This is a genomic window from Stenotrophomonas sp. AS1, assembly GCF_048957655.1.
Taxonomy (GTDB): Bacteria; Pseudomonadota; Gammaproteobacteria; order Xanthomonadales; family Xanthomonadaceae; genus Stenotrophomonas; species Stenotrophomonas bentonitica_A.
On the sequence record NZ_JARVXM010000006.1, the window covers coordinates 418,315 to 443,492 of the forward strand.

Annotated in this window: 20 protein-coding genes; 6 read left to right on the forward strand and 14 right to left on the reverse strand. The window is 64.9% G+C overall.

Annotation, left to right across the window (positions count from 1 at the left end; translation table 11 throughout):
• Positions 1-216 precede the first annotated feature (216 nt).
• The 4 genes from PV764_RS10845 (at position 217) to PV764_RS10860 (ending at position 3,724) form a co-directional block, all read left to right on the forward strand.
• Positions 217-963 carry an electron transfer flavoprotein subunit beta/FixA family protein gene (locus PV764_RS10845; RefSeq protein ID WP_070426566.1) on the forward strand — a complete coding sequence of 249 codons (747 nt, stop codon included), beginning with the start codon at positions 217-219 and terminating at the stop codon, positions 961-963.
• The gene (locus tag PV764_RS10850; RefSeq protein ID WP_046273792.1) at positions 963-1,904 is read left to right on the forward strand and encodes an electron transfer flavoprotein subunit alpha/FixB family protein; all 942 of its coding nucleotides are present in this window, start codon (positions 963-965) and stop codon (positions 1,902-1,904) included. The genes PV764_RS10845 and PV764_RS10850 overlap by 1 nt, the downstream gene beginning before the upstream one ends.
• 178 nt (positions 1,905-2,082) lie before the next feature.
• Positions 2,083-2,778, forward strand: a complete 696-nt coding sequence (locus tag PV764_RS10855) for an NAD-dependent epimerase/dehydratase family protein (protein ID WP_046273791.1) — start codon at positions 2,083-2,085, stop codon at positions 2,776-2,778.
• The gene (locus tag PV764_RS10860) at positions 2,768-3,724 is read left to right on the forward strand and encodes a glycosyltransferase family 2 protein (RefSeq protein ID WP_421116589.1); all 957 of its coding nucleotides are present in this window, start codon (positions 2,768-2,770) and stop codon (positions 3,722-3,724) included. The genes PV764_RS10855 and PV764_RS10860 overlap by 11 nt, the downstream gene beginning before the upstream one ends.
• A gap of 97 nt (positions 3,725-3,821) precedes the next feature.
• Here the strand turns inward: PV764_RS10860 and PV764_RS10865 are convergent, their stop codons facing one another.
• The 11 genes from PV764_RS10865 to PV764_RS10915 form a co-directional block, all read right to left on the reverse strand.
• The gene (locus tag PV764_RS10865) at positions 3,822-4,658 is read right to left on the reverse strand and encodes a glycosyltransferase family 2 protein (RefSeq protein ID WP_070426564.1); all 837 of its coding nucleotides are present in this window, start codon (positions 4,656-4,658) and stop codon (positions 3,822-3,824) included.
• Positions 4,658-5,125: a GtrA family protein gene (locus tag PV764_RS10870; RefSeq protein WP_070426563.1), complete on the reverse strand. Its 468-nt coding sequence runs from the start codon at positions 5,123-5,125 to the stop codon at positions 4,658-4,660. The genes PV764_RS10865 and PV764_RS10870 overlap by 1 nt, the downstream gene beginning before the upstream one ends.
• Complete coding sequence (locus PV764_RS10875) at positions 5,122-7,359, reverse strand: hypothetical protein (RefSeq protein WP_421116590.1); 2,238 nt, start codon at positions 7,357-7,359, stop codon at positions 5,122-5,124. Before PV764_RS10875 ends, PV764_RS10870 begins: the two co-directional genes overlap by 4 nt.
• A gap of 49 nt (positions 7,360-7,408) precedes the next feature.
• Positions 7,409-10,969, reverse strand: a complete 3,561-nt coding sequence (locus PV764_RS10880) for a glycosyltransferase (protein ID WP_421116591.1) — start codon at positions 10,967-10,969, stop codon at positions 7,409-7,411.
• Positions 10,966-12,330: an ABC transporter ATP-binding protein gene (locus PV764_RS10885; protein WP_046273786.1), complete on the reverse strand. Its 1,365-nt coding sequence runs from the start codon at positions 12,328-12,330 to the stop codon at positions 10,966-10,968. Before PV764_RS10885 ends, PV764_RS10880 begins: the two co-directional genes overlap by 4 nt.
• Positions 12,320-13,114: an ABC transporter permease gene (locus PV764_RS10890; protein ID WP_046273785.1), complete on the reverse strand. Its 795-nt coding sequence runs from the start codon at positions 13,112-13,114 to the stop codon at positions 12,320-12,322. Before PV764_RS10890 ends, PV764_RS10885 begins: the two co-directional genes overlap by 11 nt.
• Position 13,115: 1 nt before the next feature.
• Positions 13,116-14,309 (reverse strand): cystathionine gamma-synthase, encoded by a 1,194-nt coding sequence (locus tag PV764_RS10895; protein ID WP_421116592.1) that lies wholly within the window; start codon positions 14,307-14,309, stop codon positions 13,116-13,118.
• A 118-nt stretch (positions 14,310-14,427) separates the two neighbouring features.
• Positions 14,428-15,798 carry a pyridoxal-phosphate dependent enzyme gene (locus tag PV764_RS10900; RefSeq protein WP_019182592.1) on the reverse strand — a complete coding sequence of 457 codons (1,371 nt, stop codon included), beginning with the start codon at positions 15,796-15,798 and terminating at the stop codon, positions 14,428-14,430.
• A gap of 191 nt (positions 15,799-15,989) precedes the next feature.
• On the reverse strand, positions 15,990-16,208 hold the full coding sequence (locus PV764_RS10905; protein WP_019182593.1) for a YdcH family protein: 219 nt from the start codon (positions 16,206-16,208) through the stop codon (positions 15,990-15,992).
• A gap of 364 nt (positions 16,209-16,572) precedes the next feature.
• Positions 16,573-17,454: a hypothetical protein gene (locus PV764_RS10910; protein WP_421116663.1), complete on the reverse strand. Its 882-nt coding sequence runs from the start codon at positions 17,452-17,454 to the stop codon at positions 16,573-16,575.
• A 14-nt stretch (positions 17,455-17,468) separates the two neighbouring features.
• Positions 17,469-17,852, reverse strand: coding sequence for a DUF4398 domain-containing protein (locus PV764_RS10915; protein ID WP_037553012.1), 384 nt, complete (start codon positions 17,850-17,852; stop codon positions 17,469-17,471).
• A gap of 97 nt (positions 17,853-17,949) precedes the next feature.
• Between PV764_RS10915 and PV764_RS10920 the strand changes: the two genes are divergently transcribed.
• Positions 17,950-19,077, forward strand: a complete 1,128-nt coding sequence (locus PV764_RS10920) for a PilT/PilU family type 4a pilus ATPase (protein WP_046273783.1) — start codon at positions 17,950-17,952, stop codon at positions 19,075-19,077.
• 95 nt (positions 19,078-19,172) lie between these two features.
• Here the strand turns inward: PV764_RS10920 and maiA are convergent, their stop codons facing one another.
• Both maiA and PV764_RS10930 read right to left on the reverse strand, forming a co-directional pair.
• A complete protein-coding gene (maiA, locus tag PV764_RS10925) occupies positions 19,173-19,826 on the reverse strand; it encodes a maleylacetoacetate isomerase (RefSeq protein WP_421116593.1) in 654 nt (217 codons plus the stop codon).
• A 20-nt stretch (positions 19,827-19,846) separates the two neighbouring features.
• The gene (locus PV764_RS10930) at positions 19,847-20,836 is read right to left on the reverse strand and encodes a fumarylacetoacetate hydrolase family protein (RefSeq protein ID WP_421116594.1); all 990 of its coding nucleotides are present in this window, start codon (positions 20,834-20,836) and stop codon (positions 19,847-19,849) included.
• Between the two features lie 441 nt (positions 20,837-21,277).
• On the opposite strand from PV764_RS10930, the gene PV764_RS10935 reads away from it, so the two are divergent.
• Positions 21,278-22,666 (forward strand): DEAD/DEAH box helicase, encoded by a 1,389-nt coding sequence (locus PV764_RS10935; protein WP_070426556.1) that lies wholly within the window; start codon positions 21,278-21,280, stop codon positions 22,664-22,666.
• Positions 22,667-22,804: 138 nt separating this feature from the next.
• On the opposite strand, the gene PV764_RS10940 is transcribed toward PV764_RS10935, so the two are convergent.
• Positions 22,805-25,108, reverse strand: a complete 2,304-nt coding sequence (locus PV764_RS10940; protein ID WP_284128424.1) for a TonB-dependent hemoglobin/transferrin/lactoferrin family receptor — start codon at positions 25,106-25,108, stop codon at positions 22,805-22,807.
• Between the last annotated feature and the right edge of the window lie 70 nt (positions 25,109-25,178).

Here is a 25,178-nt window from a genome sequence, read left to right on the forward strand (position 1 = left end):
CCCGACTCAGCGCCACAGGATACATGGCGGCCGTCTTCACGACTGCCCGCGCAGTGTGAACAACAGACCTCACCCCGCAATTTCATGTCGCAATGCAGCATAACCATACGCATTCGCATGGTCCCCCCGGGCCAGTTAGAATCGCGGTCCCACCCCCGAACCGGTTGCTACTCAAAGAACCGGACGTTCTCCCGTTATTGAAGGATCCAGCACCAGATGAAAATCCTCGTCGCGTACAAGCGCGTGGTGGACTACAACGTCCGCATTCAGGTCAAGCCGGACGGTTCCGGCGTGGTCACCGACGGCGTCAAGCTGTCCCCCAACCCGTTCGATGAAATCGCCCTGGAAGAAGCGCTGCGCCTGCGCGACAAGGGCATCGCCACCGAGGTCGTGGTCGCCACGATCGCACCGGCCGATGCCCAGGCGCACCTGCGCAACGGCCTGGCCATGGGCGCCAACCGCGCCATCCACGTCGTGACCGACCAGGCGATCCAGCCGCTGACGGCCGCCCGCACCCTGCTCAAGCTGGTGGAGAAGGAACAGCCGGACCTGGTGATCCTCGGCAAGCAGGCCATCGACGACGATGCCAACCAGACCGGCCAGATGCTGGCCACGCTGTGGGGGCGCCCGCAGGCGACCTTCGCCAGCAAGCTGGAGATCGCCGACGGCAAGGCCACGGTGACCCGTGAAGTCGACGCCGGCCTGGAAACGCTGGAAGTGGACCTGCCGGCCGTGGTCACCACGGACCTGCGCCTGAACGAGCCGCGCTTCATCAAGCTACCCGACATCATGAAGGCCAAGGCCAAGCCGCTGGAGACCCTGCAGCTGGCCGACCTCGGCGTTGAAGCCGCCGATACCTTCAAGACCACCCAGTACGCCGCGCCGGTCAAGCGCAGCAAGGGCGTGATGGTCAAGGACGCGGCCGAACTGGTCGCTGCACTCAAGCAGAAGGGGTTGCTGTAATGACCAAGATCCTCGTTGTCGCTGAACACCACGACGGCAAGCTCAACGCCGCCACCGCCAAGACCGTCAGTGCGGCCGCTGCGATCAGCGGCGCCAGCATCGACGTGCTGGTGCTGGCCGCCGACGCGACCGCAGCCGCCGCTGAAGCAGCGCAGCTGGCCGGCGTCGCCAAGGTGCTGACCGTGACCAACGCCGCCAACGCGCAGGCGCTGGCCCAGGTCCTGGCCCCGCAGATCGCGCAGCTGGCCACCGGCTACACCCACGTGTTCGGCCCCTCCACCACCTTCGGCAAGGACCTGATGCCGTGCGTGGCCGCCCTGCTGGGCGTCAACCAGGTCTCCGACCTGATGACCGTCGAAGGCAGCCACACCTTCAAGCGCCCGATCTATGCGGGCAACGCCATCATCACCGTCGAGGTGCCGGCCGACCAGATCGTGGTCGCCACCGTGCGCGCTGCCTCGTGGCCGGAAGCGGCCAAGGGCGGCAGCGCCTCCGTGGAAGCGGCCAACGTGGATGCGGCCCTGCCGAGCCACACCCGCTTCATCGGCCTGGCCGCCGGCGCGACCGACCGACCGGACCTGCAGAGCGCCAAGCGCGTGGTCTCCGGCGGCCGTGGCGTGGGCTCGGAAGAGAACTTCAAGGTGATCTTCCAGCTCGCCGACAAGCTCGGCGCCGCCGTGGGTGCCTCGCGCGCCGCCGTGGACGCCGGCTATGTGCCGAGCGACCTGCAGGTGGGCCAGACCGGCAAGATCATCTCGCCGGAGCTGTACGTGGCCGTGGGCATCAGCGGTGCCATCCAGCATCTGACCGGGATCAAGGACGCCGGCACCATCGTGGCGATCAACAAGGATCCGGACTCGCCGATCTTCGAGATCGCCGATATCGGCCTGGTGGGCGACCTGTTCACCCTGCTGCCGGAGCTGGAAGCGGCGCTGGGCTGAGCCCGCCCCGCAGGGCGTGATGGCCTCGTCCCTCACGCCCTGCCTCTTTCCGCGGGCCGTCCAGGCCGCGTAAGGTAAGCCCCCCGGGTGGCCACAGCGCTGCCACCGGCCGCCCAGCATGGACGTGATTCGATATGCCCGTACCTTTCCGCCACTGCCTACCGACCGGGGACCTGCGATGATCGTCGGTTCGGGACTGGTGGCCCGAGCGTTCACGCCCCTGTTCGCAGACGACGCAAGAACCGTCATATTCGCCTCCGGGGTCTCCAACTCCAGCGAAACAGACCCGGCCGCCTTCGCGCGCGAGCGTGCCATGCTGGCGCAGTACCTGGCCGGCGACATCACCCGGCTGGTCTATTTCGGCAGCTGCAATGTGGTCAACCCGCTGCAGGACTCCCCCTATTTCCGGCACAAACGTGCCATGGAAGCGCTGGTCGCCGCGCATCCGGCCGGTATCGTGCTGCGCCTTCCGCAGGTGGTCGGGCATACCCGCAATCCGAACACCCTCACCAACTTCCTGCGTGACCGCATCCTGGCCGGCGATCCGGTGACCGTCTGGACACGCGCCTGCCGCAATCTGATCGATATCGACGACGTCGTCCGCATCGCCGCGCAGCTGCTTTCCGGCGCGGGACCGGTGCCCAAGGTGGCCTCGATCGCATCCCCATGGTCGCTGCCGATGACGGAGATCGTGAGCCTGTTCGAGTCCGTACTGGGACGCCGCGCGCAGGTCATCGCGGTGGACAGGGGGGAGGAGATGGTGATTGATACCGCGCTGGCCGAGCGCACGGCGCGCGACATCGGGCTGGATTTTGGTCCAGACTACCCTCTCCGCGTGATCCACAAGTACTACGGCCAGCCCCATGAATCCTGAAATCTCCGTCGTCATACCTGTCTATGGCAGCGCTGGCATCCTGCCCAACCTGGTGGCCAGACTGGAGGAGACACTGTTCCCGGCGTTCGGGGACGGCGGCTTTGAAGTCATTCTGGTGCATGACGCCGGCCCCGATGACGCATGGTCGGTCATCGTGCAGCAGGCCCAGGCACGCCCTTGGCTGCGTGGCCTGGATCTACGACGAAACGCAGGGCAGCACAATGCGATCATGGCGGGGCTGGGCATAGCGCGCGGTCGATACATCGTGACGATGGACGACGACCTCCAGCACGACCCTGCCGACATTCCTCGGATCGTCGCCAAACTGCGTGAAGGCGCAGACCTGTGCTACGCGCAGTTTCCGGAAAAGCAGCACGCGCTATGGAAGCGGCTCGGCAGCCGCTTCAACGACATGGTTGCCGCGCGCCTGCTCAAGAAGCCAAAGGGCCTGTACCTCTCTCCGTTCCGGGGATTCGTCCGCGAACTCGGCGAAGAGGCACGGAGGTACAACGGACCGTTTGTCTACCTTGATGGGCTGCTGATCCAGAGCACCAGCCACAAACGCATCGCAACAGTCACCGCGCAGCACCATGCACGTGGGGATGGGCAGTCCGGTTACAGCTTCAGCAAGTCCATCTCGCTGTGGTTGCAGATGGCCACCAGCTTCTCGATCGTTCCGCTGAGGTTCGTATCCCTCGCAGGTATCGTGGCCTCGTGCATCGCCTTTCTGCTTGCGATCATCGTCCTGTGGCAGAAACTGCACTCCCCTCAGGTTGCTGTCGGGTGGCCTTCGCTGATCATCACCATTCTCTTCATGGGCGGTCTGCAGTTGCTGGCGTTGGGTGCGATTGGCGAGTACACCGGCAGAATCCTGCTGAACATCAATAATCGCCCCCAGTACATCATTGGCGAAACCGCCAACGTGGATGACGCGCCAGAGAGCTGAGCGCGTTGACGTTGCCGGCGGAACGTCGCCACTGCGCCCCTGGAGAGCAAGCAGGTCATCCGCTCATCCCTCAGGGGCTTCACTCCGGCAACCGGCCTCAACCGGCCTGCATTCGGCGACCCAACCAGACATAGGTCAAGCGGCGCGCATGGGCCATCAAGCGCGCCTTGAGATTCCCCACGCGAAGCGTCAGGCCTGGCAACAGCGTGGGATCTGCCGCAGCCAGCGCGTTGTGGAATGCGATAGCCTGATTCGCCTGTTCATGCATCAGACGCACGCTCCACTGCCCGGCGTTGATCCTGAAGCTGGCCAGACTTTCGCGTAGCGCCACCATGTCCCCCTGCAGCATCACGCTGGTGTAGCTCGCCTGATCGATGAGGTAGGGATGACTGTTGTCCCATCCGCTGGCAGGCAGCAGCTCGCGCCGGAACATCACGCACCCGGGCTCGCCGAACAGATTTGTTCCGGCCATCACCGAAGCGCGCACGGCGTCACGGCCCGAGACCAGGCCATTGAGAGCGCCGAGCCCACGGGCACCGATCACCACCTTCCCCTGCGCGTCGATGAGATCCCGCTTACAGGCGACGAACACCGCAGAAGGGTGGGCATCAAGCGCGGCGACCTGCTTGCTGAGCGCATCCGGTGCGATGAGGTCGTCACCACACACCAGCTTCAACAGCTCACCACGTGCGGCCTGAGTTACCCGGTCCCAGTTGGCCTTGGCACCGCCGCCCGGTGGGGTCGGTGACAGAACACGTACGCGCGGGTGCTCGGCATACTGCGCCAACAGTGTCTCGGTTCCATCAGCGGATGAATGATCGGCAATGACCAGTTCGTAATCCTGATAATCCTGCGCCAGGATCGAATCCAGGGTCTGCTGCAGGTAGTCCGCATTCTTGTAGGCAGGTACAACGACCGACACTCGAGGAGTCATCAACGTTCCTCCTTGGAACCAGGCTCCGGGCGTCGCCGGAACGAGAAATACTTGTGACCGACATAATTGAAGATCACCACGACCACCGTGATGAGGATCTGCGTCGGAATGGGGGGCAGACCCAGCACATCCGCGAGGAGTGCCAGGGCTGCCATGTTGATCATCAGACTGCCGAGGTTGACACTGGCGAAGCGGGCGAAGTCACGCCACGCATGACCTGATACCCGGAACACCAAACGGCGATAGACGAAAAACACCAGCACCAGCGACACAACCCATGCGATCACCAGGCTGGTCACGGAGGGAACGCTGGGGCCAAGCAGCAGCACCAGGCCCGCGAACAACGCCGTGCTGAACGCTGTATTTGCTCCACCGACGATCAGGAAGAGGACGCGCTGATCCTTGAAGAAGCGCTGCAGTGGGCCGGGAGCGCCCGATCCAGCGAGCGGCGAGCGCTCACCGTTCACTGCTGTCCACCCACGGGCAGCCCGGCAAAGTAATCGGCAAAGCCGGCAGGTCGACGGATGATGACGCTATGCTTTCCCGCCGCCGGCAATGCGAATGCCGTCTGGAAGCCATTCACGGCCACCCCTGGTCGAACGTCGCCATCGACGATGGCATACCACCTGCCGTCGCTGTCTTCGTTCAACACCAGCAGGGCGGGACCACTGGTCTCCACGATCGCCTGCAGCATCACAGCCGAGTTATGCCAGGCAGCAACCGGACGCGCCGAGAATGTCCCTTCGCCAAGCGTCGTCTGCCCTACTCCCAGTCTCTCGACCGCCCTGGGGGTGGCATAGATGTGGTCGACCTGAGCGCCGTCCGCTGCCTGAAGTGATGCAGCAGGCGAAGGGACGACCGCCAGGCCACCCTCCGCAACGAAAAGACGAGGCAGCGCTGCAGGATCGTCGAGGAGCGCGTAGCGATCATCAATGGCTCGCGCGCCCTCGGTGCCTGCCGCAACCACCGTGTAGCGGACGCCATACAGCTGGGCCACCGCAGGCTTGGGGAAGTAAAGCAGTTCGAACTTTGAACGTCGCTGTGGATTCAGGTCCCCGCGAATGCCCCGGGCACCGAGATTGGCCAGCTGGTGGCCAAGGATTTTGAAATCAGGCAGCTTCTCGCTTACGGCGACGCGGTAGTTCTCCGGACTCTCCAAGGCTGCAAACACGGCCGCCATCGAATGGCGTTGTTCTATCCGTTCGCCCCGCACGATCATCGATTGCCCCAGGCTCGGCGTCTTGGCAACGACAACCGGTACCGCAGCCGAAACAATGACGACCAAGCTCAGCAGCGCCTTGTTGATCACGACACCTCTGCTGGCCGACCACCACAACAGCGCAGCGCCCAGCACCACAGGGATTATTTGCCAATAGAACTCGCCACTGACCAGCACGCCCAGCAATGCCATGACGACAATGGCCGCTGCCGAGATCTCGGGCCACCAGATCCACTGACGCTGCTGTTTGCGGCGGATCAACGACACAAGCCGCTGCAGACACAGCGCACCCACCGGAAGAGCCAGCATGACGACGTACAGCGACCACCAGTTTACTTCGCGCACCTTGTTGGCAATCGGCAACAGATACAGCAGCCAGCCGAATGCAGCAAAACAGAAGATGGCGCTGATTGCGATTGATGCAAGCAGGGCAGTAATCAGCGGCCTCGTCCTGAACAACCATGGATAGGACAGACAGGCCAGTGCAAGGGGAGCGCCCAGATAAAGGTTGCCCACCACCATGCTGTACTGATGAGCGAAGGCGAAGGGTGCAAAAACAGCCTTCCAGCCCAGCCCATGGGCCGTCAGCGCGGACAGGGGCAGTTTGTCCTTTCCGCTGATGTCCCGACCATCACCCAGCCACCGGATCGAATCGCTGTGGAAGTCCATCACCCCGGACAGGTACGGATAACAAGCGACGACGATCACCGCCGCGGCCAACGCCAGTGACGCATAGATAGGCCGAAGGTGGACGTGAGCTTCCTGCCACCCCCGCTGCCTCAGCACGACGGCGCTGTAGACCGCCCCGACGATTGCCGAGCCAATGAAGGCCAGCACCAGATTCTGCGCTGGCTGCGCATAGATAAGTAGCGTCACCGTGGCCGCAAGGCCGATGGCCGCCCCGGGCGCCCAACCTCGCTGGTAGATCCGCGCCTGGAAGAACAGGATCCACGGCAACCATGCCAGTGAAGCCGAAATGGGCGGCCACACTCCGACGCTCTGGAACGCAGGCAGGAAGGGAGCGACGAGGCCAACGGAGATCGCCAGCAGCTGCCGCAGGCCCAGGCAACGCCCGAGCAGATAGCTGCCGACGCCGTAGATCCCCATGTGGAGAATGAAAACCAGCTTCAGGCGATCCAGCGTATCGAGAATCGTAGAATCACTGCCCAGCCAGTTGAAATAGAACGGATACAGGGGATGAAAACTCGGGCTGCCCCAGTACGACAGGCCTGCCACCAGGCCGGAGTCGTACATGCCGGCAAACAGCCCGTGCTCACCTATCGATCGACTGATGTCGAAGTACATCGGTACAAGCACGTCGTCGGCGTCCGGACCATGCAGGATCGCGATGCCGGAAAACCTTGCGACAGCAACCACCAGTACGATCACCGCCACCGTCGCCGCACCCATGAGGTTGCGCGTCGCCTTGTTCATGCCAATTTTTACTCCTGTCACATCAATTCCTGACTGATCGTCAGCCATCACACAGCGCGACATCGCGTACCCCGGCCAGCCAATGCGACCAGGTTGGTTACAAGCGCGGCTCGATGGCCGCAGACAGTACACGCCAAAGAGCGTCGTGCGAGTAGAAACTCCGGATGAACATCCGTTCCGCATCAGAGACCTGCCGCCAAGCCTCGTCATCACGCAGCAGCGTGACAATATGGGCGGCCATTTCCTCCGCCGCATTACCCACCGGCATGAAAGAAGACGCAGCGCCGAGGCCCTGCATGCCGATCGAGGTGGTGACACAGGGGAGACCATGCTGCAGGCTTTCCAGCACTTTCCCCTTCACGCCACCGCCGAAACGCAGCGGGGCCACCGCGACGCGTGCGTGCTGGTATCGCTGGGTCAGGACCTGATCGCTGACGTAACCGGTAACCTCGATATGCTCCGAAGCCATCGCCAGGACCTCCGGCCGTGGATTGGAGCCGACCAGGCTCAACCGGACGCCGGGGACCTCACGGCGGACCAGCGGAAGGACCTCGCGAACGAACCACAACGCAGCATCGACGTTGGGCGCGTGAGCGAAACCGGCAACGAAGAGGATGCCCTCGCGGCCCTCCGGCCCGGCCATATCAGCCTCGGGCACGGGGTCATACGCGTACAGCGGAATGGTTTCCGCACGGATGTCGACACCCGGCTCATGCTCGGCCAGCCAACTGCGGACATGGGCCGTTTCGTCAGTGGATGGATACAGCACCACATCTGCCTGCTTCCACAGACCGTGTTCAAAGTCGCGGAAGCGACGAGTCTCTTCCTCCAGTTCACGATCCGGATGCAGCGCCAGCTGCTGCTGCATGCGCAGGTGATGGATATCGTGCCCGTAGTAGACGACCTTCGCGCGGCTGTGCCGGCGTACGCTGCCCACCAGTTCGGCCGAGATATGCGGCCGGTTCAGCACCACCGCATCAAGGTAGCTTCCGTGCTCGGTCAGCCATGCGTCGAAGCGTCCGACATACTCCGAGCCACACAGCACCTCGACGCCGAGCTGCTGCAGCGGCGGGGTATAGATCGGGTCTTCGTACGCATTGGCGGGCCAGAACGACACCTGGCAGCCTTGGCGGACGAGGGTCTGGATCACCTGCCAGGTGGCCCGTGACCCCGCATCGCGGTCCGGCTGCGGCACGTAATGGTCCACGACCAGCACGTGTCGGCGGTTGCGGGAGCGGTCGCGCGCCAGGAACACATCCTGGGCATTCGGGAACTGTTCGTCGCGCAGCGTGTTTCCCCAGCGTGCCAGGAACTTCTCGCGGTTGACCGCCTGGAACGCCTTCACGCCAGTCGTTTCATCGGTGCCGCTGGACAGACCTTCGTAATGCACGACCACCGATGCCGGCTGGAGATAGACCTTCAACCCCTGTTCGCGGATCCGGAAGGCAAGGTCGGTATCTTCATAGTAGGCCGGTACGTAGCGCTCATCGAAGCCACCGAGCGTCCGGAACAAGGTCGCCGGCAGCATGATCGATGCACCCGAGACGTAGTCCACTTCCTTCAGGTAGGAATAGATCGCTCTGCCGGGAACATCCAGACGGCCGAAATTCCAGGCGCTGCCGTCGGCCCAGACAATGCCACCGGCCTCCTGCAGCCGCCCGTCCGGATAGACGAGTTTGGAGCCGACCATGCCGGCGTCCGGGTGTGTCCGGAAGACCTGCACCAGCGCGTCCAGCCAGCCGGGTGTCACTTCGGTGTCGTTGTTGAGAAGGTAGATGAACTCGCCCTTGGCCAGGGTCAAGGACTGATTGCATGACAGCAGGAAGCCGAGGTTCGTCGGGTTGTCGTGGAACCGCAGGCCCGGAATCCGGGCGAGCTTCTTGATGTCCTGATCGCCGGAAGCATCCTCCAGGACCAGTACCTCGAACGACACCTCCGCACCGGCGCGGGCGATCGATGCGACGCACGCCAGGCTCTGTTCGTAATTGCCGTAGGTGGGGATGACGATGCTGACCACCGGCGCCTCGACCGGCTCGAAACGCAGGTCCTGCAGCGCCTGGTCGGGATTCTGGAGAATCTGATCCAGCTTGAGGCCCTCTACCGGAACCACGACAGCGTCCCGGCGACGCATCAAGAACCGCTTTATCGTCGGCACCAGGGGCGCGAGCAGGCGATGCCGTGCCAGGCCAGTGGCACGCAGTGAATTCAACACCGCATCGCTGTCACCCCGCACGACACGGGACAGGAACCGCAGCGGCCGCGTGACCTTCCACGATTTCGACTGCAACAACGTGCTGGTGAACGCCTGCAGCGACGACAACTCACCACGATAGCGCTGCACGACGTCGGCCAGTTCCTGTTCGCGCCGACGATCAGCGGTCACGTCCGCGGCGGGCGATTCAGTGGGTACTCCCCCCGCCGAGGCCATCAACTGGCCGATATCAAGGTGATGCCTGTGGAGGTCATCCCGTGCGCTGCCCAGGAGAGTGGACAGTTCGACTTCCAGCTGGATCTTCGCTTCCCACAGCGCCGCGATGGCGCTTTCAAGCCGGCGGGCGTGATCGCGCTCGGCGCTCAGCACATTCTGCGCGTGCGCCAGGTTGCGCTCGAGGACTTCAGCATGATGCTGCTGTTGCTGAAGCTCAATCCCCCGTGAGTTCATCAATTGGCGCTGATGCTCGAGCTCCCCTGCGAGGCTCTCGACCGTCTGTCGCTGCCGCTCGAATTCGTCTGCGAGCTTCTCCAGCGCGTTCTGCTGCTGTGACAGGTGCCCGTGCAACGACCCGACCTCGGCCTGCTCGCGCTGCACGTGACCGCGCAACGACGCGACCTCGGCCTGCTCACGCTGCACGTGACCGCGCAACGACGCGATTTCCGCATCCTGCGCCTTCGCCCACCGGGCCACTTCATGATGGTGGTTGTAAAGATCTTCGCCTTCGGCATACAGCACCGAGGCAGGCAGCACCGGGATCAGCCCACGGTCCGCCGCGGCGATGGCCACGAAGTAGACCGCCGCCGGCATGCGCGCCACGCGCTGCTCCACGCGTTCGCCGGTATCGGCCAACGCCTGGAACACCTGCTGTTCCGGCGCGCCATCCAGGGGCGTGATCGTGGAGCAGACCGCCATCCGGTGGCCGGACAGTTCCACTGCCGGGAAGTACTTCTCCAGCAGGGCCCGGAACTCGTTGAGATAGAGCTCCTTGACGTGATAATCGTTGTGGTAGCCGGCCTGGTCGGAGTAGACCTCCTTGTTCGGCGAGGACATGACCAGAATGCCGTCCGGGCGCAGCACGCGCCGGATCTCGGCCATCATTTCATCCTGCTCCAGCAGGTGCTCGATGGTCTCGAAGGACACCACGACATCCACGCTGTCATCGGCAAGCGGAATGGCCGCTGCCGAACCCTGCAGATACTGCAGGTTGCCGAGCGCGGCATACCGCTCGGCAGCATGGTTCACTGCATCGTGGGAAATATCCACGCCGCGCACCGAGCGCGCTTTGGAGGCCAGCATGGCGCTGCCATAGCCTTCGCCACTGGCGACATCGAGCACGTCCTTGCCTTCCACCAGCGGCAGGCACCACGCATAGCGATGCAGGTGTTCCTGCCTGATCACGCCGTGCTCAGTGGGCACAAAGCGCTCGCCGGTAAACTCGATCATCGCGACTCCTTGGAAACTTCAATGGACAGCATCGGCAACCCGATCAGGCCGAACCGCATGGTTTCATCCAGCGCGCGGAACTCCAGCGCGTCGTGGATCCAATGCTGCTGTGTATGGTCGTGCTGGTCGCCTGAGGCCACGGCAACATCGACCATGTAGGAACCGGACGGCATGATCGGCATCCGGAAGACGAATGCCCCCACCACGGTCTCGCCCGCCTCGCCGGACACGGGCGCATCCTTGCAGGCGAAGTAACTGTTGTCGCCGAACAGGCGCTGGCCCAGTCGATCCTTCACGTAGAAGCCGACGATCAGGTTGTCCAGGGTTTCGCGCAGGGCGACCCGCACCTCCAGGCGCACCAGCTCGCCACCTTCCAGGATCGACAGCGGCGTGCCTTCGGCATCGGTCATGCGCACATCGACAATGCGCGCACCGTCAGCACCGAACTCCTGGCCCACATTCTCCGGATCGAACTCGAACAACGCGATGCGATTCTGCACGCCCGCGTCATTGAAGGCGTCCTGGCGGAAATCGGCATGATCGGTCGACAGCCGGCGGGGCTTCTTCTTCGCCGCCACGACGATGTCTTCGGCCGCTGCTTCGCGCCGGCCGACGACGTGCTGTTCGGTCATGTAGGCCTCGACCACCTCCTGCGAGGTCCCGGCCAGGCGCATCTTGCCGTTCTCCAGCCATACCGCGTTCTCGCAGAGGTTGGTGACGGCCGCGGCATCGTGGCTCACGAACAGCAGGGTGCCGTGTTTCTGGAACTCGCGCAGGAAACGCATGCACTTCTGCGAGAAGAACGCATCGCCGACCGCAAGCGCCTCATCGATGATCAGGATGTCCGCGTCCACATGGGCAATCACCGCGAACGCCAGGCGCACGGACATGCCGCTGGAGTAACTGCGTACCGGCTGATCGATGAACTCGCCGATGTCGGCGAACGCCAGGATGCTTTCCATCCGCTGCTCGATCTGCTCACGGCGCAACCCGAGAATGGTGGCGTTGAGCAGGACGTTCTCGCGCCCGGTGAACTCCGGGTTGAAGCCGCTGCCCAGTTCCAGCAGGGCAGCTACGCGCCCCTTGACCGAGATATGGCCTTCGGTGGGGTTCAAGGTGCCGGCGATCATCTGCAGCAGGGTCGATTTGCCCGAGCCGTTGCGACCGACGATACCCACGGTCTGGCCACGACGGATCGAGAAGCTGACCCCGCGCAACGCCCAGAAATCCTTGTAGAACGACTTGCGCTTGCCGGCCAGCGCCTGCCACAGGCGATGCGAGGGCCGCTCGTACATGTGGTACGCCTTGCCGACGCCCTGGACCTCGATGACGGTTTCCGCCGGAGTGATTTCAGAGGACATCGGCGAACCCCACGCGCAGCTTGGTGAAAATGCGATGCCCGATGAATGCGATCGCGCAGGCAATCACGGTATAGATCGCCAATCCGGTCCAATCCGGCAGACGGCCCCAGATCACCACTTCACGCACCTGGTTGATGATGAAGGTCAGCGGATTGAGTTCGAACACGATGCGGTAGCTCTCCGGCACCGATTCGACCGGGATGATGGCCGACGACAGGAACAGCATGGCGGTGGCGACGACGCCGGCGATCTGCCCGATGTCGCGCAGGTACACGCCCAGCGCCGATACCGCCCAGCCCACGCCCACGGTCAGGATCACCAGGGGTGCCAGCACCACCGGCAGCAGCAGCGCGGTGGGATGGATGTTGCCCTTCACGCACACATACAGGATCAGCAGCACCACCATGTTCATGGCGAGGTGGAACAACGCCGAGAACGTCATGCTCCAGACCAGGATGTCCAGCGGGAACACCACGCGCTTCACATAACCGGTATTGCCCACGATCAGCTGCGGTGCGCGGATGAAGCATTCGGCGAAGAACCCGTGCACGGTGAGGCCGGCAAACAGGATCAGGGCGAAATCCGTGGTGGAACCACTCGAACCGGGCCAGCGCCCCTTCATCACGAAGCCGAAGGCCAGCGTGTAGACCAGCAACATCAGGAATGGACTGATCAACGACCACAGCAGACCGAAGCTCGCGCCACGGTACCGGCCCAGCACTTCACGCTGAGTCAGTTCGTAGGCAAGCGAGCGGTTCTTTCCGAATACCGAAAGGATGCCCATCTCAAGCGGCCTCGGCACCCAGGGCCCGCTCCAGATCCACCTGCAGATCCCCCAGTTCCTCCACTCCCACGCTCAGCCGCACCAGCGCGTCGCTGATGCCCAGCTTCTCGCGGCGCTCGACCGGGATCGAGGCATGCGTCATCACCGCAGGATGGTTGACCAGGCTTTCCACACCACCTAGCGATTCGGCCAGAGTGAACAGTTCGGTCTTCTCGCAGAAACGCTTGGCTGCATCGAATCCGCCCTTGAGGACGAGCGAGACGATGCCGCCGTAGCCGTTCATCTGGCGCGTCGCCAGTTCGTGCTGCGGGTGCGAGGTCAGGCCGGGGTAGATGACCTTCTCGACCGCCGGGTGTTTTTCCAGCCACTGCGCCAGGGCCAGCGCGTTGGCGCAATGCGCCTTCATGCGCAGCGGCAGCGTCTTCAGCCCGCGCAGGGCCAGGAAGCTGTCGAAGGGCCCCTGCACGGCGCCGATGGAGTTCTGCAGGAAGGCCATCTGTTCGGCCAGTTCGGCATTGTCACCGACCACGACCATGCCGCCGACCATGTCCGAGTGCCCGTTGAGGTACTTGGTGGCCGAGTGCAGGACCAGGTCGGCGCCCTGCTCCAGCGGGCGCTGCAGCATCGGCGAGGCGAAGGTGTTGTCGACCACCACCAGCAGGTTGTGGCGCTTTGCGATCGCCGCCACTGCCGCGATGTCCACGATCTTGAGCATCGGGTTGGTCGGGGTCTCGATCCAGACCATCCTGGTCTGCGGGGTGATCGAGGCCTCGAAGGCGGCCAGGTCGGTCAGATCGACGAAGCTGAACTGCAGGCCGGCGGTACGCTTACGCACGCGCTCGAACAGGCGGTAGGTGCCGCCGTAGATGTCGTCCATCGCCACCACGTGGCTGCCGGCATCCAGCAGTTCCATCACCGTGGAGCTGGCGGCCATGCCCGAGGCGAACGCGTAGCCGCGGCTGCCGCCTTCCAGGGAGGCCACGCAACGCTCGTAGGCGAAGCGGGTGGGATTGTGGGTACGCGAGTACTCGAAGCCCTGGTGCTCACCGGGGCTGGACTGGGCGTAGGTGGAGGTCGCGTAGATCGGCGGCATCACCGCGCCGGTGCTCGGGTCCGGCGATTGGCCGCCGTGGATGGCCAGGGTAGCCAGGGCGAGCGAGCGGTCGCCGTGCCCGGAAGAAGCGTGATCGGACATGTTGTTTCCCAGCAAGAGGAGCCCCAAGGGGGCCCCCGCAAAAGGAGCGGAAGTCTATCAGCGGTGGCTTAATCGGCCGTTGACGCGGATAAACATGGGTTCATTGCGACACTACGGCTTACTGTACGCGGCGACGCAGGTAGTTCAGCAGGTCGATCCGGGTGATCAGGCCAAGGAAATTGGCGCCGTCCATCACGATGGCCACCTGGCCACGGTCGAACACCGGCAGCAGGGCCTCGATCGGGGATTTCACGTCCAGGCGGTCCAGCTTGCTGACCATCGCGGTGGCCACCGGGTCGCGGAAACGGGCTTCATCGCCGTAGACATGCAGCAGCACGTCGCTTTCATCCACGATGCCGACCAGCTGGTCGCCGTCCATCACCGGCAGCTGCGACACGTCATACAGCTTCATGCGCTGGTAGGCGGTGGTCAGCAGGTCGTTCGGGCCGATCACGACAGTGTCGCGCTGGCCGTACGGGCGCAGGATCAGGTCGCGCAGGTCGCCCGACTGCGGGCGCTCCAAGAAGCCGTTGTCCAGCATCCAGTAGTCGTTGTACATCTTGGACAGATACTTGTTGCCGGTGTCGCAGACCAGCACCAGGACCTTCTTCGGGGTGGTCTGCTCCTTGCAGTACTTCAGCGCCGCGGCCAGCAGGGTGCCGGTGGAGGACCCGCCGAGGATGCCTTCCTTGCCCAGCAGTTCACGGGCGGTGTGGAAGCTCTCGGCATCGCTGATCGCGTAGGCCTTCGTGACGCGGCTGAAATCGGCGATCGAGGGCAGGAAGTCTTCGCCGATGCCTTCCACCAGCCAGCTGCCCGACTTGTCGTTGAGCACGCCATCATTGATGTACTCGGCCAGGATCGAGCCGACCGGATCGGCCAGGACCAGCTCGGTCTTCGGCGAGAGGGTGGCGAAGGCGCGCGACAGGCCGGTCATGGTGCCCGAGCTGCCACAGCCGAACACGATCGCGTCCAGGTCGCCGTCCATCTGCGCCAGGATTTCCGGGCCGGTGCCGAATTCGTGCGCGGCCGGGTTGTCCGGGTTGCCGAACTGGTTGATGAAGTACGCGCCGGGGGTTTCCTCGGCCACGCGCTTGGCCATGTCCTGGTAGTACTCCGGGTGGCCCTTGGCCACGTCCGAACGGGTCAGGCGCACTTCGGCGCCCATCGCCTTGAGGTTGAAGATCTTCTCGCGGCTCATCTTGTCCGGCACGACCAGGATCAGCTTGTAGCCCTTCTGCTGGGCGACCAGCGCCAGGCCCAGGCCGGTGTTGCCGGCGGTGCCCTCGACCAGGGTCGCGCCCGGCTTGAGGTCGCCACGCTTCTCGGCGGCTTCGATCATCGACAGGCCGATGCGGTCCTTGATCGATCCTCCGGGATTGGCACTCTCGAGCTTCAGGTAAAGCTCGCAGACCCCCGTATCCAGGCGCTGGGCCTTGACGATCGGGGTCTGGCCAATGAGTTCGAGTACGGAGGAGTGGATTGCCATCGGTTCACATCGATTCGCGCCGCAATGCGGCCGGACCGGTGATTATCCGACGGTTGGCGGCGAAAGTCAGGTTGCCGCGTTCATCGGCCCTGCGGCCGGATTGCCGCTGCGGGAACGGACCCGGAGCGGCGCGGACGGCACCGGTCGACGAGGAGACCGGAACCGCCCGCGACGTAGGGTGGCAAGAGGGGTCAGTGCACGGGGGAGGCGTACATCCGTTCCAGTTTCTGCTTGGCCAGCAGCTTTTCACGCTTCATCTGTCCCAGGGTGAGGCTGTCTATCGGGAGCACACCCAGCTCGGCATCCATGCACTTCTTGTTCAACTTCTGGTGCCGTTCGTAGAGCGCCTTGAATTCGGGATCCTGCTTGCGCCGTGCGTCGATATCGCTCTGGGGCTGACCTTCAAACATGATGAACCTCCTATCGCTTCTGCAGAAACAAGAACGCCCCGGCCTGACGGCACGGGGCGCTGCTTGGGGCGGAGTGCCGGGCAACCGTGACCTGCGAACCCGCGGCGGCGTCCAGTGCGTACTGGACCTGCGACTGCTGTGGTTCGTGGCGCTGGTGCATTGCCGGCCCTCCAATCGTCCAGGCCGCGGAAGGCGACCCGGACAACTGACCCTACGCTTGCTTCGGGACCGGTTCAACCCTTTCAAACGATATCGTCGACCGCGCCTAGGCAGGGTTCAGGCTGAACGCGCAGAACAACGGAAATTAAACAAAAACAACCAGTTGCGTCATGACCCGCGGTCATGACGCAACACCGGCCCGGCATCAGGGCGCGATGATGACTTCCGCCGAACGGGCCTTGGTCGCCGCGGCCTTCTTGCCGCTGACCTGCAGCCGGCTGGCACTGACACCGGCGGCCACGAGTGCATCGCGCAGCGCCTCGGCGCGCTGTTGGCCGACGCCGGCGGCCGCGTCATAGGCTTCGATCCGGACCCGGCCCTTCTTGCCGATGTTCAGGTACTCGGCCAGGGCCTTGGCCTGGCCCTTGGCCCCGCCGGACAGGCTGCCCTTGCCGGCGGCAAAGGCGTCGCCGCTGAAGGTGAACACTTCCCCGCGGGACTCGAACTTCGAGCCCGGCAGCTTGCTGCCCGACACCAGCTCGGCTTCTTCACGGACCAGCTTGGCGGCATTCTGCTGGGCCGCACTCAGGCGCGCGGTCTGCTTGCCGGCCACGCTGGTCAGCGCGGTTTCGGCGTCCTGGCGGGCCAACGCTTCCTGCTCGGCCGCCTGGCGCAGGCGCTCGCTTTCCTCGGCCTGGATCTGGGCCTGGACGCGCAGGCGCTCGGCTTCCTGGCGCGCCCGCTGGGCATCGCGGCGGCTGGCTTCGATCAACAACTCGCTGCGGGTGCGCTCGAGCTGGTCGACCTCACGCTGGGCCAACGCGGCACGGACGCTGGTCTCGGCGATCTCGACCCGGCGCTCGGCCAGGTAACGGGCCTGGTCCAGATCGCGGCGCTTGGCCTTGGCCAGGTCGGCCACGGCCTGCTGGGCCTGCAGGCGCTCGAAGGCGGCCAGCTGGGCGGCATCCGGGTTGGCCTGGATCGCCATCAGGCGCTGGGTGAGCTGGGCCACCGCCGGGTCATCGGCGGCCTGGGCCATCAGCGGCAGGCTGAGGCTGGCGGCCAGCAGCAGGCAGGGCATGCGCATCTTGGTGGAGATCATCAGCGGTCTTCCCCGGTGGCGAGCTGGCGCTGCAGCTGGGTGACTTCATTGCGGCGCAGCTGCAGCTGGGCCGTAGCGGTGGCTTCCTCGCTGCGGGCGCGGGCCAGGTCGGCGTCGACCGTGGCGCGAACGGCCAGCATCGGCGCGTTCTTGCGCTCGCGGCGGTCACCGGCGGCGCGCTGGGCCTGCTCCAGGCCCTGCCGGGCCACGGCGATCAGGTCCGGGGCGTACTGGTCGGCATCGGCCTGGGTGGCCTTGTCGACCGCCTGCCGGGCCTGCATCAGTTCCAGCGCGCCATCCTGCGCCTGTGCGGCACCAGAGAGCGCGAATGCGCACACCGTCACATACAGGGCCCGTCGTATTTGTGCGAAGCTAGGTTTCATTGGGGGTGCCGTCGCCAGAGTTGTGTGCGCGGCCATTGTCGGAAGCCTGCGGTGCGCTTGCAATGGCAAGCCGCTGATTGTTGGGGAAACATTTCGCATGGATATCGGCTATTTCCTGAAGCTGATGACCGAAAAGAACGCGTCGGACATGTTCTTGACGACCGGAGCACCGGTATACATCAAGATCGAGGGGAAACTCTATCCGCTGGGCAATACCGGGTTGCCGCCCGGGATGGTCAAGAAGATCGCCTACTCGCTGATGGATGAGGGCCAGGCCCCGCAGTTCGAGCGCGAGCTCGAGCTCAACATGGCCATTGCCCTGCCCGACGCCGGGCGCTTCCGCGTCAACGTGTTCAAGCAGCGCGGCGAGGTCGGCATGGTGATCCGCGCGATCCGCAGCAAGATCCCCAGCATCGAAGAACTCAACCTGCCCCAGGTCCTGAAGGACGTCATCATGACCCCGCGCGGGCTGGTGCTGGTGGTCGGCTCGACCGGCTCGGGCAAGTCGACCTCGCTGGCCTCGATGATCGACCACCGCAACAGCACCACGACCGGGCACATCCTCACCATCGAGGATCCGATCGAGTACCTGCACAAACACAAGATGTCGATCGTGAACCAGCGCGAGGTCGGGCTGGACACGCACACCTTCCACGACGCGTTGAAGAACGCGATGCGTGAAGCGCCCGACGTGATCCTGATCGGCGAGATCCTGGATGCGGAAACCATGGAGGCGGCCATCGCCTTCGCTGAAACCGGGCACCTGTGCCTGGCCACCCTGCACTCCAACAACGCCGACCAGACCATCGAGCGCATCCTCAACTTCTTCCCCGAGAGCGCGCACCGCAACGTGCTGATGAACCTCTCGCTGAACCTGCGTGCGGTCGTCTCCCAGCGCCTGGTCAAGGGCAAGGACGGGCGCCGCCTGCCGGCCACCGAAGTGCTGATCAACACGCCGATGATCCGCGACCTGCTGCGCCGCGGCCAGGTGCACGAGATCAAGGCGGCGATGGAGGCCTCGCTGGAAGAAGGCATGGAGAGCTTCGACCAGTGCCTGTTCCGGATGGCCAAGAACGGCATCATCGAGCAGGAGGAGGCGCTGCGCGCGGCCGACTCGCGCGATGGCCTGGCGTTGAAATTCCGGCTGTCCGAAGGCGGCAGCGAACACGATCCGTACGCAGATTACTCGGCTGCCTCCGCACCGGCGATCACGCACGGGTTCTAGCGGTTCCCCACCGTTGGTGGGGGCATCTGACACGGCGCATCGACCAACGGTCGATGCCTACCCGTCTCCCCGCGTCGATCTGTCGATGCCCACCGTCATCCTGCGTCGATCTGATGCTCGGGCCTGGCTGCATCGAATGCCGGCAGGGCCAGGCACGCGGCTTCGATCCGCTGCAGCGTCGGGTACGGCGCCAGATCCAGCCCGAACCGGTGCGCGTTGTACAGCTGCGGCACCAGGCAGGCATCGGCCAGGCCGGGCTGGTCGCCCTGGCAGAACGTGCCCGTCCTGGCATCGCGGGCCAACAGCGTTTCCATCGCCGCGAACCCCTCCGCCATCCAGTGCAGCGTCCACTGGGTGCGTGCCTCGGCGCCGGCCTGCAGCGTGCGCTCCAGATACTGCATCACCCGCAGGTTGTTGAGCGGGTGGATGTCGCAGGCCACCAGCTGCGCCAGCGCACGCACCCGTGCCCTGCCCTCCGCATCGGCGGGCAGCAACGGCGGGGCCGGGAACACCTCGTCCAGATACTCCAGGATCGCCATCGACTGCTGCAGCACGCGCTCGCCATGGCGCAGGGTCGGCACCAGCTCCTGCGGGTTGAGCGCGGCATAGGCCGCGCCGTGCTGCTCGCCCCCCTCGCGGACCAGGTGCACCGGGGTGATCCGGTGCGGCAGGCCCTTGAGATTCAGCCCGATGCGCACGCGGTAGGCTGCGCTGGAGCGCCAGTAACTGAACAGCTCGATCGGTTCCATGGCGGTCTCCCGGCCGTTGCTCAGGGCTTGGCCGCCTGCTCGATGCGCTGTTCGATCGCACCGAAGATGCTCTCGCCGGCCGCATCGAACATCTCGATCCGCACCACATCGCCGAAGGACATGAACGGCGTGCTCGGCTTGCCATCGCGCAGGGTTTCCACGGTGCGCTGTTCGGCGAAGCAGGACGCACCCTTGCTGGTGTCCTCGTTGGCGATGGTGCCCGAGCCGACGATCGCACCGGCGCCCAGCGGACGGGTCTTGGCGGCGTGCGCGACCAGCTGGGCGAAGTTGAACTGCATGTCCACGCCGGCTTCCGGCGCGCCGAACCATTCCCCATTGATATGGGTGAGCAGCGGCAGGTGGACCTTGCTGTCCTGCCAGGCGTCACCCAGCTCATCGGGGGTGACGAACACCGGCGACAGCGCCGAGCGCGGCTTGGACTGCAGGAACCCGAAGCCCTTGGCCAGCTCGCCCGGGATCAGGTTGCGCAGCGAGACATCGTTGACCAGGCCGATCAGCTGGATGTGGCCGGCGGCCTGCTCCGGCGTCACCGCCATGGGCACGTCGTCGGTGATCACCACCAGCTCGGCTTCCAGATCGATGCCGTATTCCTCGCTGATCACCTTGACCGCGTCGCGCGGGCCGTAAAAACCGGCACTGGTGGCCTGGTACATCAGCGGGTCGGTGTAGAAGCTCTCCGGCACTTCGGCGCCACGGGCGCGGCGCACGCGGGCCACGTGCGGCAGGTAGGCGCTGCCATCGACGAATTCATAGGCACGCGGCAGCGGCGCAGCCAGCGCCTGCAGGTCGATGTCGAACACGCCGTCGGCGTCGCCATCGTTCAGCGATTCGTACAGGGCATTCAGGCGCGGGGCCAGGTGGCTCCAGTCTTCCAGGGCCTGCTGCAGGGTCGCGGCGATGCCGGTGGCGCGCACGCCCTGGCGCAGGTCGCGCGAGACCACGATCAGGGTGCCGTCGCGGCCGCCTTCCTTCAAAGAACCAAGCTTCATGGGTGGGTATCCGGGATCGCGAAAATAGGTTTCAAGTGTAATCAAATGGCTGGCGGGCCGACCAGCTGCACCGCCGCATCGCCTTACCGTAATGCATTGCCTACGCGCAGGAGCAGCCACGCATGGCGTGGCTCTATCGTTCCGCCCTCCTCCCAAGCTGAACAGGGGGGTTTGGTATGGGTCTCAAACATCCGTTAGACTATCTGGGTCTGCAGCGGCCGTCCGTTTCCCTTCGGGATCGCCGGCGATATGGATCAACGATCCGTCGCCCGCCCCCACTCCGACGCCATTCGTCATGCATTCCAGTCTTCGCACCGCGTCGACTGCACCCAATTCTCGCAGCGCGGTTCACGGGAACGCTCCGAGTCAGCCGATCACATTGATCTGCCTCGCGTCCGGCCATTCGGCCTGGCGTTACTTTGTCTTTGGAGCTTCCACCCGATGTCTTTTGAATCCTTGGGCCTTGCCCCGTTCCTGCTGCGCGCGTTGACCGAGCAGGGCTACGATACCCCCACGCCGATCCAGGAGCAGGCCATCCCGCTCGCCCTGGAAGGTCGCGACCTGCTGGCCGGCGCACAGACCGGTACCGGCAAGACCGCCGCCTTCGGCCTGCCGCTGCTGCAGCACCTGGGTACCAACCCGCAGGCCGTCAATGGCCCGCGCAAGCCGCGTGCACTGGTGCTCGCCCCCACCCGCGAACTGGCCACCCAGGTGCATGACAGCCTGCGCGGCTACAGCAAGTACCTGCGTATCCCGAGCGCCTGCATCTACGGCGGCGTCGGCATGGGCAACCAGTTCGACGTGCTGCGCCGTGGCGTGGACCTGCTGGTCGCCTGCCCGGGCCGCCTGATCGATCACATCGAGCGTCGCAGCGTCGACCTGTCCGGCATCGAAATCCTGGTCCTGGACGAAGCCGACCGCATGCTCGACATGGGCTTCCTGCCGTCGATCAAGAAGATCCTCGCCAAGCTGCCGCGCCAGAACCGCCAGACCCTGCTGTTCTCGGCCACCTTCGAAGAGAGCATCAAGCAGTTGGCCCTGGAATTCATGCGCGATCCGGCGCAGATCCAGGTGACCCCGAAGAACACCGTCGCCGAGACCATCACCCACCGCGTGCATCCGGTCGATGGCGCGCGCAAGCGCGAACTGCTGCTGCACCTGCTGGCGCAGGACAGCCGTGAGCAGACCCTGGTGTTCGGCCGTACCAAGCATGGCTGCGACAAGCTGGCGATGTTCCTGGACAAGTCCGGCATCAAGACCGCGGCGATCCACGGCAACAAGAGCCAGGGCCAGCGCCTGCGTGCCCTGGGTGACTTCAAGGCCGGCCGCGTGACCGTGCTGGTGGCCACCGACATCGCCGCACGCGGTATCGACATCAACGAACTGCCGAAGGTCATCAACTACGACCTGCCGATGGTGGCCGAGGATTACGTGCACCGCATCGGCCGTACCGGCCGCAACGGTTCGACCGGCCAGGCGATTTCGCTGGTGGCCCAGGACGAAGCCAAGCTGCTGCGCCAGATCGTGCGCCTGCTCGACAAGGACATGGACATCCGCGACGTGCCGGGCTTCGAGCCGCAGACCCCGATCCGCTGGGGCAACAGTGCGCCGGGCAAGGCCGAAGTGCCGGGTGGCGATCGTTCGCCGCGCAAGCATGCGCGTCGTCCGCACAGCGAGGCCCCGCGCCACGCCCATGCCGGCCCGAAGAAGGCCGGTGGCGGCCAGCGTGATGGCGCCGGTCGCGGTGCACCGCGCGGTGGCCAGCCGCAGGGCCAGCGCCGTGGCGGTGCCGGTCGCAGCCAGGGTGGCGGCGGCGGTCGCGCCAGCTGATTCCTACGGGCATCGCTGAAACGCAAAAAGGGCGACGCGTCTGCGTCGCCCTTTTTTGTGTGTCTCGGGAGCCGGCCAGCGGCCGGCACTACCGGCCCGGTCGTTGGCGCCTGTCCGGCAGTGGCTCGGCGCCCCGACTCAGAAGCTGTAGGCCACCGTGATCCGCGCATTGCGGCCGGGCTCGCTGTAGCGGCCGATGCCCTCATCGTTGACGTAGCCGTACAGCGTGTTGGTGCCCTTGTTGATGTTGCGCACGCGCTGCCAGAGGTAGTACTCCTCATTGGTCAGGTTGTAGATACCGGCGCTGAGCTTCCACTGCGGGGTGACGTTCCAGGTGCCGTACAGATCCAGCACGGTGTAGCCATCGGCCTTGTCGACGAAGGCGGGCGTGATGACCTTGCCGGTGGCGTCGGTGGTGTAGGCGTCCTTCGCTTTCTTGGCCACGGCGTGGGTCACGCTGGCGGTGAGGTTCCACACCGGCGACGGTGCGTAGCGCACGCCCAGTACCGCACTGGCCGGCACGATGCTCTCCAGCGGGTCGCCGTTGCGCTTCTCGCCTTCGCTGTAGGAGGCCGCCAGGCGCGAGGACCAGGCGTCGCTGATCTGCCAGCGCCCTTCCAGCTCCACGCCCTTCACCGTCACTTCGCCCGCGTTGGTCGGCATCGTGTAGTTGCGCGAATACAGCACCGGGCCGGTGGCGGTGGTGCGGAAGCCGCCGGGTACCGACTGGACCAGGTTGGTGTACTCGATGAAGTTCTCGTAGCGGTCGCGGAACACCGACAGGCCCAGCTGCGCGCGATCGGTGCTCCAGCGGTAGCCGAACTCCAGATTCAGGCTCTTCTCCGCCTCCAGGTCCGGGTTGGAGACGGTGTCGTTGAGCAGCAGCGGCTGGCCGTTCTGCGCGTTGATGACCTGGGTGGCGCTGGTCGGCGAATACATGTCCGCCACGGTCGGTGCGCGGAAGCCACGACCCACCTGGGCCCACAGCGCGTGATCGGGCAGGAAGCGGTACTCGGCGCCCAGCTGCCAGCTCGGCGAAGCGAAGCTCACATCGCGCACGGTGCCGGTGCGGTCCACGAAGGTGGCATCCACCTGCGGTGAGTAATCGTAACGGTCGTAGCGCGCACCGGCGCTGAGCGTCAGCCGTTCGTCCAGCAGCTGCACGCTGTCGCGCAGGTACAGGTTCCAGGCGGTCACGTCGGTCTTGGGCACCTGCCGCGGGTCGATCTCCACCGAGGCGACCGCGCCGGCCGCGTTCCAGCGCGTATCAACCGCAGTGAAATCGATGTCGCGCTGCTGCCAGGCCAGGCCGTAGACCACGTCATGGCGCGCGCCGGCAGTGGCGAAGACCTTGCTGAAGTCGGCCGCGGCGCGGTCCAGGGTCTGCTTGGTCGAGCGGTTCTCGCTGCGCAGGCATGGCGTCGTGCCGCCGGGGCAGCCGCTGCCGGCCACGATGGTGGTGATGCCACGGCTGTCGGTGACCTGGCGGTCCAGCTGTGCATCCAGCGTATCGAACAGCGCGTTGTCAGCGCGCCACTGGTAGTTCACCCCGTAGCGGTCACGGTCGTTGGTGTCATGACCTTTGCGCGACAGGTAACCCGGCGCGTAGACGCGCGAGAGGTTGTCCACGTCGTTGGTGGCGCGGCCACGCTCGTAGAGGAAGCCCAGCGTGTTGGCCTCGTCGAGCTGCAGGTCGAACTTGCCCAGCAGATTGTCGCGGGTGCTGTCCACCGGATCCGGCGTGCGGCGACCGACCCCGATGCGGTCGTTGGTGGTGTCATACCACGACTCGGATTCATGGCCTTCGCGGCGGGTGTAGACCAGCATCGATTCGACGATGCCGGTACGGTTGGCAAAGGTCAGCGTGCCCATGGTTTCGTCATTGGCACCGGAGTACCCCGCCTTGAACCCAAGGTGGGTATCGTTGCCGGTACGCGTGAGGTAGTCGGCCGGGTCCTTGGTGGTGAACACCACCGCACCCCCCAGCGCACCGCTGCCGGCGCTGATCGAGTCGGCGCCCTTGATCACGGCCAGGCTTTTGAGGGTATCGATGTCCACATCGCCGCGGCCACCGCGAAAGAACTCGTAGGAACGCGCGGTTTCCACCGATTCGCCCAGGCTCAGACCATCGACGGTGATCGCGACGCGGTCGCTTTCCAGGCCGCGGATATTGAAGCCGTTGTCGCCGAATCGGCCCATGTCCACGATGCTGACACCGGGGATGTAGCGGATCGCTTCTTCCATCGTGTTGGCCATCTCGTTGTCGAGATCGGCCGCGGTAAGGACGGTGACGTTCTGGTTGGTCGAACGGGTTTTCTTGGCGCGCTCGGCCTGCACGCGCACGGTATCGAGCGTGCTGGCATCGGCAGCGGTTTCAGCATGCACGGTGACGGACAGGCTGGCGCCAACCGCCAGCGCCAGCAGGGTGAGGGACGACTTCATGATCAAGCTCCGCAGGAGGGGAAAGAAATGGCGTGAGGCCGCGGTGGCGGCGGGCCGTTCCTGGCTGCGG

Excerpts from the sequence above, each read along its gene's own strand:
- PV764_RS10880 (WP_421116591.1), bottom strand. The coding sequence starts at position 10,969 with ATGATCGAGTTTACCGGCGAGCGCTTTGTGCCCACTGAGCACGGCGTG.
- PV764_RS10915 (WP_037553012.1), bottom strand. The coding sequence starts at position 17,852 with ATGAAACCTAGCTTCGCACAAATACGACGGGCCCTGTATGTGACGGTG.
- PV764_RS10860 (WP_421116589.1), top strand. The coding sequence starts at position 2,768 with ATGAATCCTGAAATCTCCGTCGTCATACCTGTCTATGGCAGCGCTGGC.
- PV764_RS10930 (WP_421116594.1), bottom strand. The coding sequence starts at position 20,836 with ATGAAGCTTGGTTCTTTGAAGGAAGGCGGCCGCGACGGCACCCTGATC.
- PV764_RS10935 (WP_070426556.1), top strand. The coding sequence starts at position 21,278 with ATGTCTTTTGAATCCTTGGGCCTTGCCCCGTTCCTGCTGCGCGCGTTG.
- PV764_RS10910 (WP_421116663.1), bottom strand. The coding sequence starts at position 17,454 with ATGCGCATGCCCTGCCTGCTGCTGGCCGCCAGCCTCAGCCTGCCGCTG.
- PV764_RS10885 (WP_046273786.1), bottom strand. The coding sequence starts at position 12,330 with ATGTCCTCTGAAATCACTCCGGCGGAAACCGTCATCGAGGTCCAGGGC.
- PV764_RS10940 (WP_284128424.1), bottom strand. The coding sequence starts at position 25,108 with ATGAAGTCGTCCCTCACCCTGCTGGCGCTGGCGGTTGGCGCCAGCCTG.
- maiA (WP_421116593.1), bottom strand. The coding sequence starts at position 19,826 with ATGGAACCGATCGAGCTGTTCAGTTACTGGCGCTCCAGCGCAGCCTAC.
- PV764_RS10865 (WP_070426564.1), bottom strand. The coding sequence starts at position 4,658 with ATGACTCCTCGAGTGTCGGTCGTTGTACCTGCCTACAAGAATGCGGAC.
- PV764_RS10850 (WP_046273792.1), top strand. The coding sequence starts at position 963 with ATGACCAAGATCCTCGTTGTCGCTGAACACCACGACGGCAAGCTCAAC.
- PV764_RS10845 (WP_070426566.1), top strand. The coding sequence starts at position 217 with ATGAAAATCCTCGTCGCGTACAAGCGCGTGGTGGACTACAACGTCCGC.
- PV764_RS10875 (WP_421116590.1), bottom strand. The coding sequence starts at position 7,359 with ATGGCTGACGATCAGTCAGGAATTGATGTGACAGGAGTAAAAATTGGC.
- PV764_RS10895 (WP_421116592.1), bottom strand. The coding sequence starts at position 14,309 with ATGTCCGATCACGCTTCTTCCGGGCACGGCGACCGCTCGCTCGCCCTG.
- PV764_RS10900 (WP_019182592.1), bottom strand. The coding sequence starts at position 15,798 with ATGGCAATCCACTCCTCCGTACTCGAACTCATTGGCCAGACCCCGATC.
- PV764_RS10855 (WP_046273791.1), top strand. The coding sequence starts at position 2,083 with ATGATCGTCGGTTCGGGACTGGTGGCCCGAGCGTTCACGCCCCTGTTC.
- PV764_RS10920 (WP_046273783.1), top strand. The coding sequence starts at position 17,950 with ATGGATATCGGCTATTTCCTGAAGCTGATGACCGAAAAGAACGCGTCG.
- PV764_RS10890 (WP_046273785.1), bottom strand. The coding sequence starts at position 13,114 with ATGGGCATCCTTTCGGTATTCGGAAAGAACCGCTCGCTTGCCTACGAA.
- PV764_RS10905 (WP_019182593.1), bottom strand. The coding sequence starts at position 16,208 with ATGTTTGAAGGTCAGCCCCAGAGCGATATCGACGCACGGCGCAAGCAG.